This is a genomic window from Novosphingobium resinovorum (assembly GCF_036352595.1).
In the GTDB taxonomy this organism is placed as follows: domain Bacteria; phylum Pseudomonadota; class Alphaproteobacteria; order Sphingomonadales; family Sphingomonadaceae; genus Novosphingobium; species Novosphingobium resinovorum_B.
Genome location: NZ_JAZFAX010000013.1, coordinates 75,133 through 91,348 on the forward strand (window position 1 = coordinate 75,133; position 16,216 = coordinate 91,348).

The window sequence follows — 16,216 nt, forward strand, 5'->3', positions numbered from 1 at the left end:
TGGCCAACCGAGAGGCACCGCTTATGACCGATACCCTTAACGCCCGCTTCGCTGCGCTCCAGGCGGAGCGCGAACGGACCTGGAATCCGGAGCAACTGGAGCGCAATGCCGCCCAGCGCCGGATCCTCGTGGAACGCCACGACCCCGCGCGCCTGCCCCGCGCCGGCGAGAAAGTGCCGCCCTTTACCCTGGTCGACCAGGACGGCCGGCCGCTGACCCGCGAAGACGTGCTGGCCGAAGGGCCCGCAGTGCTGGTGTTCTTCCGCTTCGGCGGCTGTCCCGCTTGCAACATCGCCCTGCCCTGGTACAACGCCACGCTGCTCCCAAGCCTGCGGGAACGCGGCGTAAGGCTGGTGGCGGTCAGCGCGCAAGTGCCGGTGGACCCCGAACTGATCGCGCGCCACGACCTTGGCTTCACCGTGGCCGGTGATCCTGACTACGCACTCTCCCGGAGCCTGGGCATCACCTTCTTCCCCGAAGACCAGCCAGCGGTGGCGCCGGGCCAGTCGTGGATCGGCAGGACGCTGGGCACCGACAGCTACGAAATCGACCAGCCCGCCGTGCTGGTGCTGGCACAGGACGGCACCGTCGCCTTCTTCGAGGCGAGCCCCGACTGGCTCAGCAGGACCGAGAGCGACGCGGTGCTGGCGGCCATCGACGCGCTGGAAGCGGCCGCGCCGGTCGCCTGAAGCGCACTACAACCCCTCGCCGCCGACCCAGTGTTCGTCGGCGAGGAACCGGGCGAGGCCCCATACCTGCCGCCGGATGTCAGGCACCGCGACGATCTCCCAGGCCTCTCCCTTGGTAACGGGGCCTGCAGCCAGCAGCCGGTCCTGCACCAAGCCGTCGGCGGAGCGGACCCGGCCGAGATGGTCTACGTCGATGCCGAGCCCATGGATATCGCCGCGAATCCGGCCCTGTTCCAGCAGGTGCGCCAGCAGCGGCGCATCCACCCGTGCCAGATCGCCGTCGGGCCCGGCGCAATTGTAGACGCGGTCGAACTCGAGCGTGACCCGGCCGTCTTCTCCACGCGGCCGGTAGGTGATCGCCGCAAGTCCATCGGCGGTCGCCGCGCCGCACAGTTTGCCCGCGACGTAGCGCAGGCGTCCCTGCGCTTCCATTTCCTCCAGCCGCCGCGCCACCGAGGGCGCGAGACGATGCCGGTGGATGTCCCAATAAGGCCGCAGGTGGCGCAGGAAACTCGCCTGCGTCGCGGGCGAATGGCGCCGCCAGATGTTCTGCGTGTGCGGTCGCAGGGCATCGACCGCCGCGCGCCACCCGATCTCGGCGGCGCGCCGGCGCACCTCGCGCACCAGCCGCGCCCCGCGCACGTCGGGATCGGGAACCGGGGTGACGACCGGGCCGCTTTCGGCATGGCTCAGCGGCTTGAGCCCGCGCCGCGAGAGGACCGTCACTTCCCCGCCGAACCCGGCGCTTTCGAGCGAGAGGACGACGTCGGCGGCAGTCAGGCCGCTGCCGACCACCAATACCCGCTCCAGCCCCGACAAGTCGCCGGAGGCGGCCGGATGCCAGGGGTCGGGACGATAGAGCCGCTCGGGCAGCGCATCGAGCACGGCATGCGGTGCCGGCGGGAAGTTGCCGAGCGCCAGTACCACCGCCCGGCTTTCGATCGTGTCGCCATCCGCCAGCCTGACCGTCGCGGCGCTTTCCGCGAAGTCGATCGAACAGGCCTCGCCATCGACGATGCGCGCGTCCGGCCCCGCCTTCGCGAGCGCGGCGACCAGTTGCTCGCGCAAATACATGCCGTAGGTCAGGCGCGGCACGAAGCGGTTCGCCTCGTCGGCAGCGGAGAAATCCATCCAGCGCAGGAAGTGCCCGGCATCGTCGGGAAACGCGCTCATGTTGGCGGCGCGCACGTTGAGCAGATGCTCCGGCTTGCGGGTGCCGAAGGCCACGCCTTTCGCCAACTGGCCCGCACTGCGTTCGATCAGCACGACCCTGACGCCGTAACGCATCAGGTTGATGGCCAGGAGCGTCCCGCTGAACCCTCCTCCGACGATGGCGATCGGAAGGTTCGTGGCGGCGGTGCGGCTGGTCATGAATGCGTCGATCCCGGTAAGCGATGCGGCCCTGCTAACAGGAAAGGCATCGGCGGACTCATTTGTTATCCTAATAAGTTTTGCGACGAGGATCGTGTTCCTCGTTAACCATTCCTAGTGACATTCGGTTTATCCGTAGGGCCCTGTTTAGGGTTTGGCATGTCGTTTCGGTCGCTTCTCGTCTTGCTTTGGATGATCGTGGCTGCCCAGTCGTGGGTGACGCCGGCGCAGGCACAGGTCGTGCGCCTGCGCTCCGATGTCTGCTATGCGACTGCCCCCGCTGCGTTCGAGCCGAGCGCGGCCACCGTCTCCCGGCTGCGCTACGACTGCACGAGCGCCCCCCGGTACGAGAGCTATCGCCGGGGCTGGGTCTGGCTGAAGCTGCGTGACCCGCGCAAGCTGGGGGCGCTCCCGGCAGGCTGGCAGATCATGACCGACCAGGCCCGGTTCGGCCGCATGGCGACAGTGGTGACCGACACCGAGGGCGCGGCCTGGACCCGCCAGATAGCCCCAGGCGCGATCGGCGACCGCTGGGCTCTGGGCGGGATGCTGCGCTTCACCGTCGAGCACCCGGGCGCGCATGTGCGCGACGTCTACGTCGGCTTCAAGCGGCTCGACCATCTCTCGCTGATGCGCAAGCTCAACGCCACCAGCCCCCAGAGCGCGCTGTGGCTGCAGGGCCTGTGGCTGGGACTGATGGGCATCTTCGCCGGGGCGATCCTGTCGGCCTTCGCCTACAACCTGCTGATCTATACCGGCCAGCGGCTGGTGTTCCAGCGGTGGTACCTCGTCTGGTCGATGCTGGCGCTGGCCTATGGGCTGACCTGGACCAACGTGGCGGCCTTCGCCCTGCCCGAATATGCCGGTCCGATCGCGGTCAAGGCCGACTACGTCCTCGTCGCCGGCCTGATCGCGGCGGGCAACATGTTCTTCCTGGCGGTCATCGAGGAAGGCCTGCTGCCGCGCTGGCTGAACCGCTGCGGGAGCGCGCTGGCCTGCCTCAACATGGCGGCCGGCCTGTGCGCCGCCTTCCTGCCGATAGCGCCGCCGCTGACGATCGACCGCTGGCTGAACGTTGTCTTCGTCATGAGCGCGATCTGCGTGGGCACCGGCATCGCACTGGCGCTGCGCGCGCGCAGCCGGGTCGTGTGGTTCTACCTCGCCGGATGGACCCCGGTGCTCTGCGTCTTCGCGCTGCGGGTCGCGCGCAACTTCGGGGTGCTGGTGCAGGACGACGTGATCGACATGGCGACGTTCGGCGCGCTGGCGTTCGAATCGGTCGCGCTCTCGCTCGCCATCGCCGACCGCTTCCGCCTGCTCGGCCAGGAACGCGACGCCGCCGAACAGGCGCGCAAGGTGATCGAAGTCGAAAGCGAAACCTTCCGCCGCGCCGCCCAGACCGACTATCTCACCGGGCTGGGCAATCGCGCCGCGTTCCATACCACCTTGCGCACGATGTGCGACGCCGGGCCGACCGCCCCTTTCCTGCTGCTGCTCATCGACGTCGACCATCTCAAGGACATCAACGACCGGCTCGGCCATGACGGCGGCGACCTGCTGCTCGGCAAGGTCGGCCGGGGGCTTGCGGCAGCGGGCGGCCCGCAGGCGCACGTCGCGCGCATCGGCGGCGACGAGTTCGCCATCCTGCTGCCCTGGGACGCCGCCGACGAGCTGCGGATGCGCCGCGCCCTCGACGACCTGCAGGGATCGACGCTGACGCATGCCGGGCGCTCCTGGGCGCTGTCGCTCAGCATCGGCCTCGCCCGCTACCCGCACGATGCGGCCTGTTCCGACGTGCTGGTCAAGAACGCAGACCTCGCACTCTACGCCGCCAAGCAACAGGGACGCCGCCGGCTCCACGACTTTGCCCCGCCCCTGCGCGAGAAGCTCGACAACCGCGAACTGTTCGGACAGGAAGCGCGGCAGGGCATCGAGCGCCGCGAATTCTCGCTCCACTATCAGCCGATCGTCGATATCGAGACCGGCCAGGTGGGATCCTACGAAGCGCTGCTGCGCTGGCAGCATCCGCAGCGCGGAATGATGACGCCGGCGGCCTTCGGCGACATGCTGAACGAGCGCAAGCTCGGCCTCGCGATCCAGCAGCAGGTGCTGGAGATGGGGCTGGAAACCCTGCGCGACCATCCCGATCGCGTGCCACGGCTGGCGCTCAACCTGATCGCCGCGCAGCTCGACGGCCCCCATTCGGCGGCGCGAATGCTGGCGCGGATGCGCGATTTCGGCGTCGCCCCCGAACGTTTGTGCATCGAGGTGACCGAGGACTTCGTGCTCGGCCGCACCATCGACGAGACCGCCAAGGCGCTAGGCCTGCTGCACGAGGCGGGGGTCACCGTGGCGCTCGATGATTTCGGGACCGGCTACGCCTCGCTGATCCACCTCAAGCACCTGCCGTTCGACATGCTCAAGATCGATCGATCATTCACGCTCAGCCTGTTCGACGACGATGGCCAGAGCGAGGCGATCATCCGCGCGATCGTCGGGCTCGGCCAGGCGCTAGGCAAGCAGGTGGTGGCCGAGGGCGTCGAGACCGAAGCGCAGCGCCGCAAGCTCGCGGACATGGGCTGCCGCCTCGGCCAGGGCTACCTGTTCGCCCGCCCGGCCCCGATCGAGGCCGTCGCCGGTACGCAGGCGCGCGACACGGCGCACTGCGCCGCGTGAGCCCTTCCCCGGCCACATCGGGCGGGTTCAGGCGATCATCGCTTCCACCGCCTCGCGGATGATCTTGCCGCTGGCGCTGCGCGGAAAGGCGTCCATCGCGATGAAGCGGACGCTCCTGGGGCGCTTGTAGCCCGCCAGCGCGTTGCGGCACAGGCGCATCACCATGTCCTCGTCGAGCGAGGGATCGTTGCGGGCGATCACCGCGACCGGCACTTCGCCCCACTGCGGGTCGGGGCGGCGCACCACGATCGCGTCGTTGACCCGGGCGTCGGCGAACAGCACCCGCTCGATCTCGGCCGGATAGATGTTCTCGCCGCCCGATTTGATGAGGTACTTGGAACGGCCGACGAATTCGAAGCCGGACTCGGTGCGCCGGAACAGGTCGCCCATGTGGAACCACCCGCCCGCGAAGCTTTCGGCATTGGCGGCCACAGCGTTCCAGTAGCCGCTGAACAGCGTGGGACCGCGCACGCAGGCCTCGCCGGTCTCCCCGTCAGCCACTTCGCGGCCCTCGGCGTCGAGCAGGCGCAGGTCGGTCAGCAGGCTGAGCCGCTTGGGAAAGTGCGTCGGCGTCGTCCCGACGGGGATGAGATCGGCCGAAAGCGGCGGCATCCCCGTCTCGGTCGCCCCGAAGGAGTTGAGGTACGGTGCCCCCAGCGCCTGCGTGATCGCCGCGATCGTCGCCGAGGGAACGAGGTCTGCCATGCAGCCAACCGCCTTGACGCCGCGTACCTGCGCCTGCCGGGCCTCCAGCCGTTCGAGCAGCGGCTCGATCGTGGCGGGCACCAGCATCAGCCAGCCGACCGGGAATTCCTCCAGCGCATCGATGATGGCATCGGCATCGAAACCGTCGATGATAACGCCGGTTCCGCCGCACATCAGCGTCGCCAGCAAGTGCTCGGTGCCGCCCATGTGGAACATCGGCGCCCACGATATGTAGGCGTCCGCCATCTCCACCCCCATGTCGAGGCGCATCGCGCACATACGTGCCACTTCCGCGCGGTGGCTGATGACCGCCGCCTTGGGCAGGCCGGTCGTGCCGCTGGTGTAGATGATGAGCAGCCCGTCCTCGGGATCGGCCGCGCTGGCGGTCTCCCCCGGCGCGCCGAGGCTGTCGATAGCGGCGAGCGGCCGACCGTTCGCGACCGCCTCGGCCATCGCCCGGTGGCGGGGCGAGGCGACCAGCAGCGCGGGGTCCACCAGCTCGACGCAGTGGCGCGTCTCCACCTCGGACAGCCGCCAGTTGAGGCAGGCGGCGATCAGCCCCAGCTTGGCGCAGGCGAGTTGCACCGCCGTATATTCGAAGCGGTTCTCCGACAGGATCGCCACCCGCTGCCCACGCTCCAGCCCGCGCGCCGCGAAGTCCGCGGCGACCGCATCGACACAGGCCATGATCTCGGCATAGGTCAGCCGCAGGTCGCCTTGAACGATCGCCGGCGCCTGCGGGGCAGACCGCGCGCGCATCGCTATCAGGTCATGGACGCTGGTGGCAAAAGCCCTTTCCATCATCGCGTTCTCTCCCGTCTGTCATGTCTATTCTGGCTTTCAGGACCGCCCGGTCCGGCACGACGACCAGTTCGGCGTCGCAGAGCCCATCCGTCCAGGTTCCCCGTGCCACCACCGTGTCGCCCGCCAGCACGTTGCCCAGCAGGGCGGCTTCCACCGAGCGCACCTGCCGGCCGGGCGCGGCCTCCATCGCCATGTTGAGCAGGTAGGCAAGGTTGGTCGGCCCCGGATTGACCGTGCGCGGCCCGAAGCCCAGCGCCTCGGCCGCCGCCGGATCGAGGTGGATGGCATTGTCGTCGCCCAGCGCCGCGCACCACAGTGCCATCGCCTCTGCGGGCACGCCGTCGAGCGTCCACTCGCTCATGCCACCACCGGCATGATCGTAGTCAGTTGCACGCGCGCATGCGTCTGGCCGCCGGTGCCGATCGTCATCCCCAGTGTCAGGTGGTCGGCGGCGCCGAACCGGCGGCTGGCCTTGCGTTCGAGCGCGACGATCTCGGCCGCGACGTCGTAACCCGTATCGACCGTCAGCGGCGCGGCATAATCGATCCAGCAGCGGCCGAGAACCGCACCCTTGTCGAACGCGAGGCCAAGACCCCGGCACAAGTCGCCGACCCGCACCCCCAGCCCGCCGAGCGCGGCGACGAATGCGAAGATCGGATGCGCCTGCTCCCCGTCGCGCGCGGGCGCGGCGCAGGAGCGTCGGATCGCATCATCGAGCGCGGCGGACAGGTGGAAGCGTCCCTGCGGTATCGCGAACTGGCTCATGCCTCTCCTTGATAAGTGCGCATCGACATGTTGCATGTCTTGCGTTTGCGCGTAAAGCTGGCGCCCCGTCATGGGCGTGTCAACTGCAAATGAGGATAGTTCAATTACCATGGCGACCCCGGCGAAGACCCCCGATGGCGAACCGCTCGCGTGGCGCCGCCGCAAGGACTACCGCCCGCAGGAGATCCTCGCCGCCGCGCGCCAGCTGATCGAGGAGGAAGGCGCCAAGGCCACCTCGATGGCCAAGATCGCCAAGCTGGCGGGCGTTTCCGAGGCCACGGTCTACAAATACTACGACAACAAGCAGGAGCTGGTGAACCAGGTCCTGGCCGACTGGGCGACGCCCTTCGTCGAGCGGCTGACCGGCGAACTGCGCCACATCGGTGACTTGCGCTCGCAGCTCACGCTGATCGCGGTGCGCTTCATGCGTTCGATGGAGGAGACGCCCAAGCTGCACCGCGTGTTCTACCAGGAACTGCGCTGGTCCGACTATCGCGGCACCGCGCTGCACAAGCTCAACCACGTCTTCGCGCATAGCGTGGTGGAGGCGGTGCAGAAGGCGAAGGAGGACGGCCGGGTGCGCGCCGATGTCGATCCGGTGATGATCCGCGACATGATGTTCGGCGGGCTGGAGCACGTCGCCATGCGCTCCAGTTTCATCGGCCGCCCGCTCGACATCGACGCGGAGGCGACGCGCTATGTCGACGTGCTGCTCTCCGGCGTGCTGTCGGAGCCGGGCGAGCCGCGGGGGCCTACGGAAGTCGACCGGCTGGCGGCGCTGGTCGCACGCATGGAAGCGGCGCTGGACCGCGACTGAAGCCGGGGCAGCCGGCAAGACCTGCCTTTCCAACGCCATTCCTCCTCTTCTGCAACGCGCGGCGATTCGCCTGCGCGGTCGCTCCAGCATAATGATAAAAGGCATTCATGAATGTCTTTTTTTATGCGCCGGATTGCGCTACCACCGATGTTCGCGAGGCCGGACGCACCGGCCCGCACCGCGCCGGACGCACAGTGGGAGAGCGCAAGCTGGCAAGACGCACGAGCCTCGACGAGCCGACGATGCAGGCCCTGAAAAGCGCGCAGACCCGCGCGCGCCTGATCGATGCGACCATCCGCGTGCTGGTGCGCAGCGGCTATTCGCGCACCACCACGCCGCAAGTGGCGATCGAGGCGGGCCTGTCGCGCGGGGCGATGCTCCACCATTTCGACAACGGCGTCTCGCTGGTGAAGGCGACGATCATGCACCTGCACGAGCGCCGCCTGCGCGCGTTTCGCCGGGCGGCGGAGCGCAGCGCTCTCGATCACCGCGCGATGGTGCGCACGTACTGGCGGCAGATCCAGAAGCCCGCCTTCATCGCCTTTCACGAACTGGCCGTGGCGGCACGCACCAATACCGACCTCGCCGCCGTGCTGATGCCGCTGCAGGTGGAATTTCGCGAGCGGTTCAACCAGCTGGCGGTGCAGCTCTACCCCGAATGGCAGGCGAGCCCGGAGAAGTTCGCGCTGGCCATGGCGATCTCGCAGGCGACGATGGAGGGCATGGCGGTCAGTCTGCTGACCGGCGCGATGGACGCCGCGCTGGTGGAGCCGGTGCTCGAATCGCTCGAACGCCAGCTCCATGCGCTCAGGCCGCAGGATCAGGCGGCATGAGCCAGGCCCCATCGGATGCCCCGGCGCAGCAACTCGTGGAACACCGGATAATTCCACGCGCAGCGCTGCGGGTGCGGCCAGAACGGGCTGACCGGCAGCAGGTCGTAATGGCCCCGGCAATGGCCGAGCGTGAGGTAGAGGACGCTGCCTTCGCCCACCTTGCGCTCGTAGAGCACCGGCACTTGCCCCTCGTCCCAGTCGGCGTCGCGGAACTCGTCGCAGCGGCCGGTGAAGCTGGTGTGGAGCAGCACGTCGATCTCGGCGGTGCGGTGGGTGAGGTAAAGCTCGTCCTCCACGCGGAAATCGCGCAGGCCCTGCGTCATTTCGTGATCGCCCCGAGTGACGAAGACCTTGAACGGCGCGATCGGCGGATGGCCGGCGAAGCGGGTGCCAAGCAGGCCGGTGAAGGCGGGCACTTCGTCCGGGGTATCGACCACGCCGTCGGCGCCGAACCGCAGCACCGCGTTGGTCCCGTGCAGCGCCAGCCAGCGCCCGCCGCACGCCAGGAACGCCTCCAGCGCGGCGACTTCCTCGTCCCGCGTGGGCACCAGATCGCAGGTGTAGGTGACCAGCAGGTCGGCCGCCTCGAGGCTCGCCAGATCGGCGTAGTCGGAGGCCACGGAGGTGCGGATGCGCGGGGTTTCCGCCAGCAGTTTCAGCAGTTCGAGGCGGGCGTAGTCGATGTCGTGGAACTTGCCCGCGGCGATCAGGTGGACCTTCATTTTCAGCAAACTCCCCTCGTGTGCGTACGCACGAGGGTACGTTCGGGAACAGGCTTGGCAATGACCGGAGAATACGCATGAGCGGCAAGGGCAAAGGCCCCCTCGCAGGCGTCAGGGTACTCGATCTCACCAGCGTGCTGATGGGGCCTTACGCGACGCAGATCTTCGCCGACCTCGGCGCCGACGTCGTCAAGGTGGAGAGCCCGCAGGGCGACACCACGCGCTTCATCCCGCCGGGGCCGGACGCCTCGCGCGGGGCGATGTTCCTCAACGTCAACCGGGGGAAGCGCTCGATCGTGCTCGACCTCAAGCAGGGTGAAGCGCGTACGGCGTTGCTGAAACTGGCGGAAAGCGCGGACGTGTTCATCCACTCGATGCGCTCCAGCGCGATCGGGCGGCTCGGGCTGGACTACGCGGCGCTGAAGGCCGCGAACCCGACGATCATCTACGCCAACCTCTACGGCTTCGCCCGAAATGGGCCTTACCACGACTATCCCGCCTACGACGACATCGTCCAGGCGGCCTCGGGCATCGTCGATCTGCAGGCGCGGCTGTCGGGCGGGCAGCCGACGTATGCCGCGACCGTGATCGCCGACAAGGTGGCCGGCCTGACGGGCGCCTACTCGGTGATCGCGGCGCTCTATGCGCGCGAAAAAAGCGGGATCGGGCAGGAGATCGAGGTGCCGATGTTCGAAACGCTGGTGTCCTTCGCGATGGTCGAGCACTTGTGCGGATCGATTTTCGTGCCGCCCGAAGGCCCGCCCGAATACCCGCGCGCGACGTCGGAAGCGCGGCGACCCTATCGCACGGCGGACGGTCACATCGGGGTGATGATCTACAACGACAAGCACTGGCGCGCCTTCTTCGACGCGCTGGGCAATCCCGAATGGTCGCAAGACGCAATGTTCGCCTCGATGCGATCGCGCACCCAGAACATCGGCGCCGTCCTCGCCAAAGTGGCCGAGGTGATCGAGACGCGCACCACCGGGGAATGGGTGGAACTGTTCCGGCAGGTCCACATCCCCGCCACCGCGATCCGCAGCCTGACCGAACTGCTCGATGACCCGCACCTCGTCGAGACCGGGTTCTGGCAGGAGCGCGAGACTTCGCAAGGCACCCTGCGCTTCCCCGGCATCCCGACGACGTTCTCCGAAACCCCCGGCGCGATCGGCGATCCCGGCCCGGCACTGGGCGGCGAGAGCCTCGACGTGCTGCGCGAGGCGGGCTTCTCGGCCGAGGAGATCGCCGGGTTGCAGGCGCGCGGCGCGGTAAGGAGCGCGGCATGAGCCCCGAGGCCCCTTTCCCCGAAGCCCATTGGCGCGGCGCGCTGGCGGAAGGCCGCCTGCTGCTCCAGCGCGCGCCGGACGGCAGCGCGGTGTTCCCCCCGCGCCTGGCCGCACCGGGCACCGGCGCGCCGCTCGAATGGTTCGAGGCTTCGGGGCGCGGCCGGGTCTATACGCTCTCGTGGATCAGCCGGAAGCCGCCTGCGGAGCCCTACCACGTCGCACTGATAGACCTCGACGAAGGCGCGCGGCTGATGAGCCGGGTGGAAGGCGTGACGCCCGAGACGCTGGCGATCGGCATGCGGGTGGAGGCGTTCGTGGACCACGACGGCGAGGCGCCGCTGCTGCTGTTCCGGCCGGTGGAGGACTGAGCCATGACCGACACCTTCCCCCGCGCCCGCACCGCCATCGCCGGGCTCGCCACCTTCGGCGTGGGCGAAACGCCCGGCTACAGCTCGATGGAACTGACCGTGCAAGCCGCCCTGCTCGCCGTCGCCGATGCCGGGCTGACGCTACCGGAGATCGACGCACTGTTCATCTGCCAGCCCGACGACTTCTTCGCCGGCCTGTCCTTCGCCGAATACCTCGGCCTCCAGCCGCGCTATACCGACAACAACCGCACCGGCGGCTCGGCGTTCATGAGCCACATGGCCAGCGCCGCGCTGATGCTGGAGGCGGGCTACATCGACTGCGCGCTGATCGCCTATGGCTCGAACCAGCGCAGCGCCGGCGGCAAGCTGGCGACGAAGATCACCAGCAACCAGTGGGACGCGCCTTATGCGCCGATCTTCCCGCTCACCGGCTATGCGCTGGCGGCGGCCCGTCACATGCACCAGTACGGCACCACCCGCGAAGACCTCGCCACCGTGGCACTGTCCGCGCGGGCATGGGCACGCACCAACCCCGAGGCTTTCGCGCGCGGGCCGCTGACGCTGGAGGACTGCCTGTCCGCGCGGATGGTCAGCACGCCGATCTCGGTGCGTGACTGCTGCCTCGTGACGGACGGCGCGGCGGCGATCGTGATGACGCGGACCGACCGTGCGCGCGATCTGGCGCGGCCGCCGGTGCCGCTGCTGGGCGCGGCCGCCGCGACATGGTGGAACTCGGTCGCCCAGTCGAAGGACGTGACGGTCACCGCCGCGAAGGAATCCGGCGCAAGGGCGATGGCGATGGCGGGCGTGACCCCGCGCGACGTCCGCACGGCGCAGCTCTACGACGCCTTCACCATCAACACGATCCTGTTCCTCGAAGACCTCGGCTTCTGCCCCAAGGGCGAAGGCGGTCGCTTCGTGAGCAGCGGCGCCATCGCACCGGGAGGCAGCCTGCCGGTGAACACCAACGGCGGCGGCCTCTCGTGCTGCCATCCCGGCATGTACGGCCTATTCGCGGTGATCGAGGCCGCGCGCCAGATCCGGGGCGAGGCGGCGAACCAGATCGACGGGGCGGATGTCGCGCTGGCCCACGGCAACGGCGGGACATTGTCCAGCCAGGCGACGGTGGTGCTGGGAAGCATGGCGACCTTGTAGGGCTCGTCATCCCGGCGCATGCCGGGACCGCGGGCCGTCTTTAGGCGCCTCTCTCGCGTCAGGAAGCCCCGACGATAGCTATCGCCTCAAGATTTGCCCGCGGTCCCGGCATGCGCCGGGATGACGTCTCAGTCTCAAGTCCCCACCGCCAGTATCCGCCGATACCCCTTCAGCGCGCGCCCCACGAAGAAGGCCGAAAGCGCCGCTGCGCCCGCACAGGTCACCGACAGCGACAGCCCGACGCTGCGCTCGTCGGCAAAGACGTGGTCGGTCAGCAGCGCCACGATCGTCGGCGCCGCGCCAAGGCCCATGACGCTGGCCACGAAGACGTAAACCGACGAGGATATCCCCCGCATCCGGTTGGGCGTCGCCATCTGCAGGCCAGAGGAGGCCAGCGCCTGCGGCAGGGAATAGGCGAAGCTGGCCAGCGTCGCCACAACCATCGCGGAGCCGTAGCTGGGCACGAAGGCCAGCGACAGCGAGATCGGCACCAGCGCCAGTGCCGCGAAGAACGGCACCCGCATCAGTGCATCGATGCGCCCGGCGCGGCGCAGCCGCTCGGCGATGACTGGCCCGGCCAGCACCCCGATCGAGCCGGTGACCAGCACCGCGACGCCGTACTCCACGCCGACCTCGGCCGCGCTCGCTCCGAAGCGGCGCATCAGCATCGCCGGCATCCACGCCGGAAAGGCGTAGAGCACGATCACCAGCGAGGCCATGCCCGCATAGAAATTGCCATAGAAGTCACGGTGCTCGGCGAGAGTGCGCCAGACTTCGGCGAAGGGCATGCGCTCCGGCCGGGTCTCCATCGCCGCCAGCTTGCGTGCGGGCTCACGGATGCGCAGCATCAGCAGCATGATCGCGAAGCCCGGCAAGCCGGCGATGAGAAACACCACCTGCCACGGCCGCAGCGCACCGAGATATGGCACCGCGCCCAGTTCCCAGCCTTGCGCCGCCTCCAGCAGCAGGCCGCCGAATATCAGGGCGAGTCCCCCGCCGATATATGGCCCCATCAGGAAGATGCTGAAGGCGCGCGGGATCATTCGGGTCGGGAAGCTGTCGGCGATGATCGACCATGCCGCCGGCGTCAGGCTCGCTTCCGCCCCGCCCACCGCCGCACGGGCGAAGAACAGCTGCCAGTACCCCCGCGCGAGGCCGCAGAGGCTCGTGCCCAGGCTCCACAGTCCGATGCCGCCGATCAGCAGCGCCTTGCGACTGCCGGTGTCGGCCATGCGCCCGAATACCGGGCTGAACAGGATGTAGGCGGTGGTGAAGGCCAGCCCCTGCAACAGGCTGAGCCGCGTGTCGGACAACCCGAAGTCGGCCTTGAGCGGCCCGATCAGCAGGTTGAGCACTTGCCGGTCCACGAAACTGACGGTGTAGGCCAGCGTCAGCACGAAGATGAGATACCACGCCGCACGCGTGGGTGCGGGTTCGGGCGGGAGGACGGGCGCGGCCGGTTCCTCCGCCGCGTCGGCGCGCAGCACCGCCGCGGCGCTCATGCGCCTTTCGCCAGTGCGGCGACGTCGATCCTGCCGTCGGGCAGGAAGCTCTCGCGCAGTTCGAACTTCTGCACCTTGGTGGCGCTCATCGGCCACTCGCTGACGAAGCGGACGTAGCGCGGAATCTTGTAGCTGGCGATGCGGCCGATGCAGTGGCGCACCAGTTCCTCGGCGGAAACCTCTCCGCCGGGGTTCACTTCTATATAAGCGGCGGCGACTTCCATCAGCCGGTCGTCAGGGACGCCGATGACTTGCGCCATCTTCACCGCCGGGTGTGTCATCAGGAAGCTTTCCAGTTCCACCGCCGCGACGTTCTCGCCGCCGATCTTGAGCATGTCCTTGACCCGCCCGTCGTAAATCACCCGGCCGCCCGGACCGATGCGGCCCCGATCGCCGGTACGCAGCCAGCCCTCCGGGGTTACGGCGGCGGCGGTCGCCGGGTCATCGTCGTAATAGCCCGCGAAGATCGCATAACCGCGCAGCACGATCTCACCCGCGACGCCGTCCGCCACCACCGCGCCGGCGGCATCGACGACGCGCACCTCCATGCCGTCGAAGACGCGGCCGTTGGTCTCGAACAGCAAGTCCTGCGGGTCGTCGAGGTCGCTGTAGCACGGTACCCCGGTAGCTTCCGTCAGGCCGTAACTGTTGAGCGGCACCGCTCCTGGGAAGGCCAGCGCATAGCGGCGCAGCAGGTCGGGCGGGCCGACGACATGGTTGATGCGCAGCCGCGACTGGTCGTAGCGCGCGAAGTCCGGATGCGTCACCAGCGCACCGACGATGGTGGGGAACCCCGCGTAGTGGACAGTCGGCCGCTCGGCGATCAGCAGCGCCATCGCGCTGTCGGCGTCGAAGTGGCCCATGCCCATGAAGCAGGCCCCGGTCGCCCGGCAGCCCGCCAGTGGAAGGATCGTGGACATGTGGAACAGCGGCAGCGGATCCCATACCTTGTCCTCAGGCGTGAAGCGGAACCGCTCGGCCATCGCCGCGCCGGTCTGGCACAGCGAAAGGTGGGTGAGCATGCAGGCCTTGGGCCGCGACGTGGTGCCCGAGGAAAAGATCATCAGCCCCACGTCCTGCGGCCGTACTCCGGCCGCGCGGGCCAGGACCTGGTCCCGCGTCACGCCCGCCGCCGCTGCATCGAGCGCCGCCGTGCCGGGCCACGCGCCGGGCCGCTCGTCGCCGAGTTCCAACACCTGCGCGAGGTCCGGCGCGGCGGGATCGCGGGGGCCGGTGGCAAGCCCGGGAAACGCGCTCGCCAGCATCGGCCGATAGTCGCAATGCCGCCACGCATGCCCGCCCACGAAAAGGAAGCGCAGCCGCGCCTTGGGGATCACGTAAGCGAGATCGTCCGGCCGATAACGTGCGTTCAACAGCACCGAGCGTGCACCAACGAGGTTTATGGCGTAGTAGAGGACCACGTAATCCCAGCAATTGGGCATCAGCACGCCGACGTGATCCCCCGGCGCGATGCCGAGGCCGATCAGCCCACGCGCACGCTCGATCACTTCCTCGAACAGTTGCGCATATGTCGCGCGGCGACCGTCGTAGATCAGCGCCTCCGATCCGGCGTGGATGCGCGCGGCGGCCGCCAGGGTGCCGCCCACCGTCTGCGGATCGAGCGCGGCCTCGGCCGGGGCGGTCTGGTCATGGTCCATCAGCATTGCGTCCTTCATCCCGATCTCCTCTCGTCCTGCTCCGGGCCCAGGCGCGTGCTTGCGGCGAAGCCACCCAGCGCAGCGCGTTGCCCAGCAGCAGGCGGTAGTTTTCATTCTCGTAAGTCTGCGGCCCGTCGCCGGGCTGGAGGTAGACCAGCGGGCTGCCCCCCACGGCCTTCGCCCAGCCGATCACCGGATCGTCGGCGGGGGGCTGCCAGTCGCCCTGCGGCACGCGGCGCACCGCGTGCATGGCCGAGAGCACACGGCCGGGATCGAGCGGACCTTCGCGCCGCAGCAGCGGCACCGCCTGCGGATCGGGCTGCCGCACGCAGACGTAGAGTTCGTCGTCGAGATCGAAGCGCTCGGGCAGCCCCGCCAGCACCGGATGGTCCGAGGCGGCGCGCACCGTGTACCGCGCGTCCGGCACGTAGCCGGAGCCGCCGCTGCCGGCCGCCGGCTTGTAGAGGAACCGCCCGCCCAGCGCATCGCCGTACTCCGGCCAGCCGGGCCAGCCGGCGAGCGCGTGGTGCAGCGCGACCACCCCCTTGCCTTCGCGCAGCAGGGCGGCGAAGCCCTCGCGCAGCGCCGCGCCCGGTTCCAGGAAGCCGGGCCGCTCGGCGACGGGCGCGCGAAAATCCATGCCCGGCATGTCATAAAGCAGCACCGCGTCGAACCGCGCCATCGCCCGCGGCTCCATCAGCATGGCGGCGGCGGGCTGGTCGACCATCGTCGGCTCCACCCCGATCGCGCGCAGCATGCCCTCGAAGGCGTCGCGACGAAACGCATGACCCTTGGTGGCCACGAAGACTTCCAGTTTGTGCGGCAAGCCGCTCTCCCGCTTCTCGGCAGCGCAATGCGCCGCAAT

15 protein-coding genes are annotated in these 16,216 nt (G+C 69.0%); 7 read left to right on the top strand and 8 right to left on the bottom strand.

The features are described from left to right. Nucleotides 1-23 precede the first annotated feature (23 nt). The gene (locus V2S85_RS14000) at nucleotides 24-689 is read left to right on the top strand and encodes a peroxiredoxin-like family protein (RefSeq protein ID WP_330703458.1); all 666 of its coding nucleotides are present in this window, start codon (nucleotides 24-26) and stop codon (nucleotides 687-689) included. Nucleotides 690-695: 6 nt separating this feature from the next. Here the strand turns inward: V2S85_RS14000 and V2S85_RS14005 are convergent, their stop codons facing one another. After that, nucleotides 696-2,060 (bottom strand): FAD/NAD(P)-binding protein, encoded by a 1,365-nt coding sequence (locus V2S85_RS14005; RefSeq protein WP_330703459.1) that lies wholly within the window; start codon nucleotides 2,058-2,060, stop codon nucleotides 696-698. 192 nt (nucleotides 2,061-2,252) lie between these two features. On the opposite strand from V2S85_RS14005, the gene V2S85_RS14010 reads away from it, so the two are divergent. Continuing rightward, nucleotides 2,253-4,736, top strand: coding sequence for a putative bifunctional diguanylate cyclase/phosphodiesterase (locus V2S85_RS14010; protein ID WP_330703512.1), 2,484 nt, complete (start codon nucleotides 2,253-2,255; stop codon nucleotides 4,734-4,736). Nucleotides 4,737-4,763: 27 nt separating this feature from the next. Here V2S85_RS14010 and V2S85_RS14015 read toward each other — a convergent pair whose 3' ends face one another. The 3 genes from V2S85_RS14015 to V2S85_RS14025 are packed head-to-tail and all read right to left on the bottom strand — an operon-like array spanning nucleotide 4,764 to nucleotide 7,010. Beyond that, nucleotides 4,764-6,242 carry a class I adenylate-forming enzyme family protein gene (locus tag V2S85_RS14015; RefSeq protein ID WP_330703460.1) on the bottom strand — a complete coding sequence of 493 codons (1,479 nt, stop codon included), beginning with the start codon at nucleotides 6,240-6,242 and terminating at the stop codon, nucleotides 4,764-4,766. After that, complete coding sequence (locus V2S85_RS14020; RefSeq protein WP_330703461.1) at nucleotides 6,211-6,606, bottom strand: MaoC family dehydratase; 396 nt, start codon at nucleotides 6,604-6,606, stop codon at nucleotides 6,211-6,213. The genes V2S85_RS14015 and V2S85_RS14020 overlap by 32 nt, the downstream gene beginning before the upstream one ends. Then, complete coding sequence (locus tag V2S85_RS14025) at nucleotides 6,603-7,010, bottom strand: hypothetical protein (RefSeq protein ID WP_330703462.1); 408 nt, start codon at nucleotides 7,008-7,010, stop codon at nucleotides 6,603-6,605. Before V2S85_RS14025 ends, V2S85_RS14020 begins: the two co-directional genes overlap by 4 nt. Nucleotides 7,011-7,119: 109 nt before the next feature. On the opposite strand from V2S85_RS14025, the gene V2S85_RS14030 reads away from it, so the two are divergent. After that, complete coding sequence (locus V2S85_RS14030) at nucleotides 7,120-7,827, top strand: TetR/AcrR family transcriptional regulator (protein WP_330703463.1); 708 nt, start codon at nucleotides 7,120-7,122, stop codon at nucleotides 7,825-7,827. Between the two features lie 107 nt (nucleotides 7,828-7,934). After that, nucleotides 7,935-8,660, top strand: coding sequence for a TetR/AcrR family transcriptional regulator (locus tag V2S85_RS14035; protein WP_330703464.1), 726 nt, complete (start codon nucleotides 7,935-7,937; stop codon nucleotides 8,658-8,660). Here the strand turns inward: V2S85_RS14035 and V2S85_RS14040 are convergent. Further along, on the bottom strand, nucleotides 8,648-9,382 hold the full coding sequence (locus V2S85_RS14040; RefSeq protein ID WP_330703465.1) for a ThuA domain-containing protein: 735 nt from the start codon (nucleotides 9,380-9,382) through the stop codon (nucleotides 8,648-8,650). The two genes, V2S85_RS14035 and V2S85_RS14040, sit on opposite strands and share 13 nt — an antisense overlap. A 77-nt stretch (nucleotides 9,383-9,459) precedes the next feature. Between V2S85_RS14040 and V2S85_RS14045 the strand changes: the two genes are divergently transcribed. The 3 genes from V2S85_RS14045 to V2S85_RS14055 are packed head-to-tail and all read left to right on the top strand — an operon-like array spanning nucleotide 9,460 to nucleotide 12,191. Beyond that, a complete protein-coding gene (locus tag V2S85_RS14045; RefSeq protein ID WP_330703466.1) occupies nucleotides 9,460-10,668 on the top strand; it encodes a CoA transferase in 1,209 nt (402 codons plus the stop codon). Continuing rightward, entirely contained in the window at nucleotides 10,665-11,036 is a 372-nt protein-coding gene (locus V2S85_RS14050) for a Zn-ribbon domain-containing OB-fold protein (protein WP_330703467.1), read from the top strand. Before V2S85_RS14045 ends, V2S85_RS14050 begins: the two co-directional genes overlap by 4 nt. Before the next feature lie 3 nt (nucleotides 11,037-11,039). After that, nucleotides 11,040-12,191: a thiolase gene (locus V2S85_RS14055; protein WP_330703468.1), complete on the top strand. Its 1,152-nt coding sequence runs from the start codon at nucleotides 11,040-11,042 to the stop codon at nucleotides 12,189-12,191. Nucleotides 12,192-12,325: 134 nt separating this feature from the next. Here V2S85_RS14055 and V2S85_RS14060 read toward each other — a convergent pair whose 3' ends face one another. Genes V2S85_RS14060 through V2S85_RS14070 form a run of 3 tightly spaced genes read right to left on the bottom strand, consistent with a single transcriptional unit; the run spans nucleotide 12,326 to nucleotide 16,177 of the window. Continuing rightward, complete coding sequence (locus V2S85_RS14060) at nucleotides 12,326-13,693, bottom strand: MFS transporter (RefSeq protein ID WP_330703469.1); 1,368 nt, start codon at nucleotides 13,691-13,693, stop codon at nucleotides 12,326-12,328. Further along, a complete protein-coding gene (locus V2S85_RS14065) occupies nucleotides 13,690-15,369 on the bottom strand; it encodes an AMP-binding protein (RefSeq protein WP_330703470.1) in 1,680 nt (559 codons plus the stop codon). The genes V2S85_RS14060 and V2S85_RS14065 overlap by 4 nt, the downstream gene beginning before the upstream one ends. Further along, nucleotides 15,341-16,177: a ThuA domain-containing protein gene (locus tag V2S85_RS14070; RefSeq protein WP_330703471.1), complete on the bottom strand. Its 837-nt coding sequence runs from the start codon at nucleotides 16,175-16,177 to the stop codon at nucleotides 15,341-15,343. Before V2S85_RS14070 ends, V2S85_RS14065 begins: the two co-directional genes overlap by 29 nt. Nucleotides 16,178-16,216 lie beyond the last annotated feature (39 nt).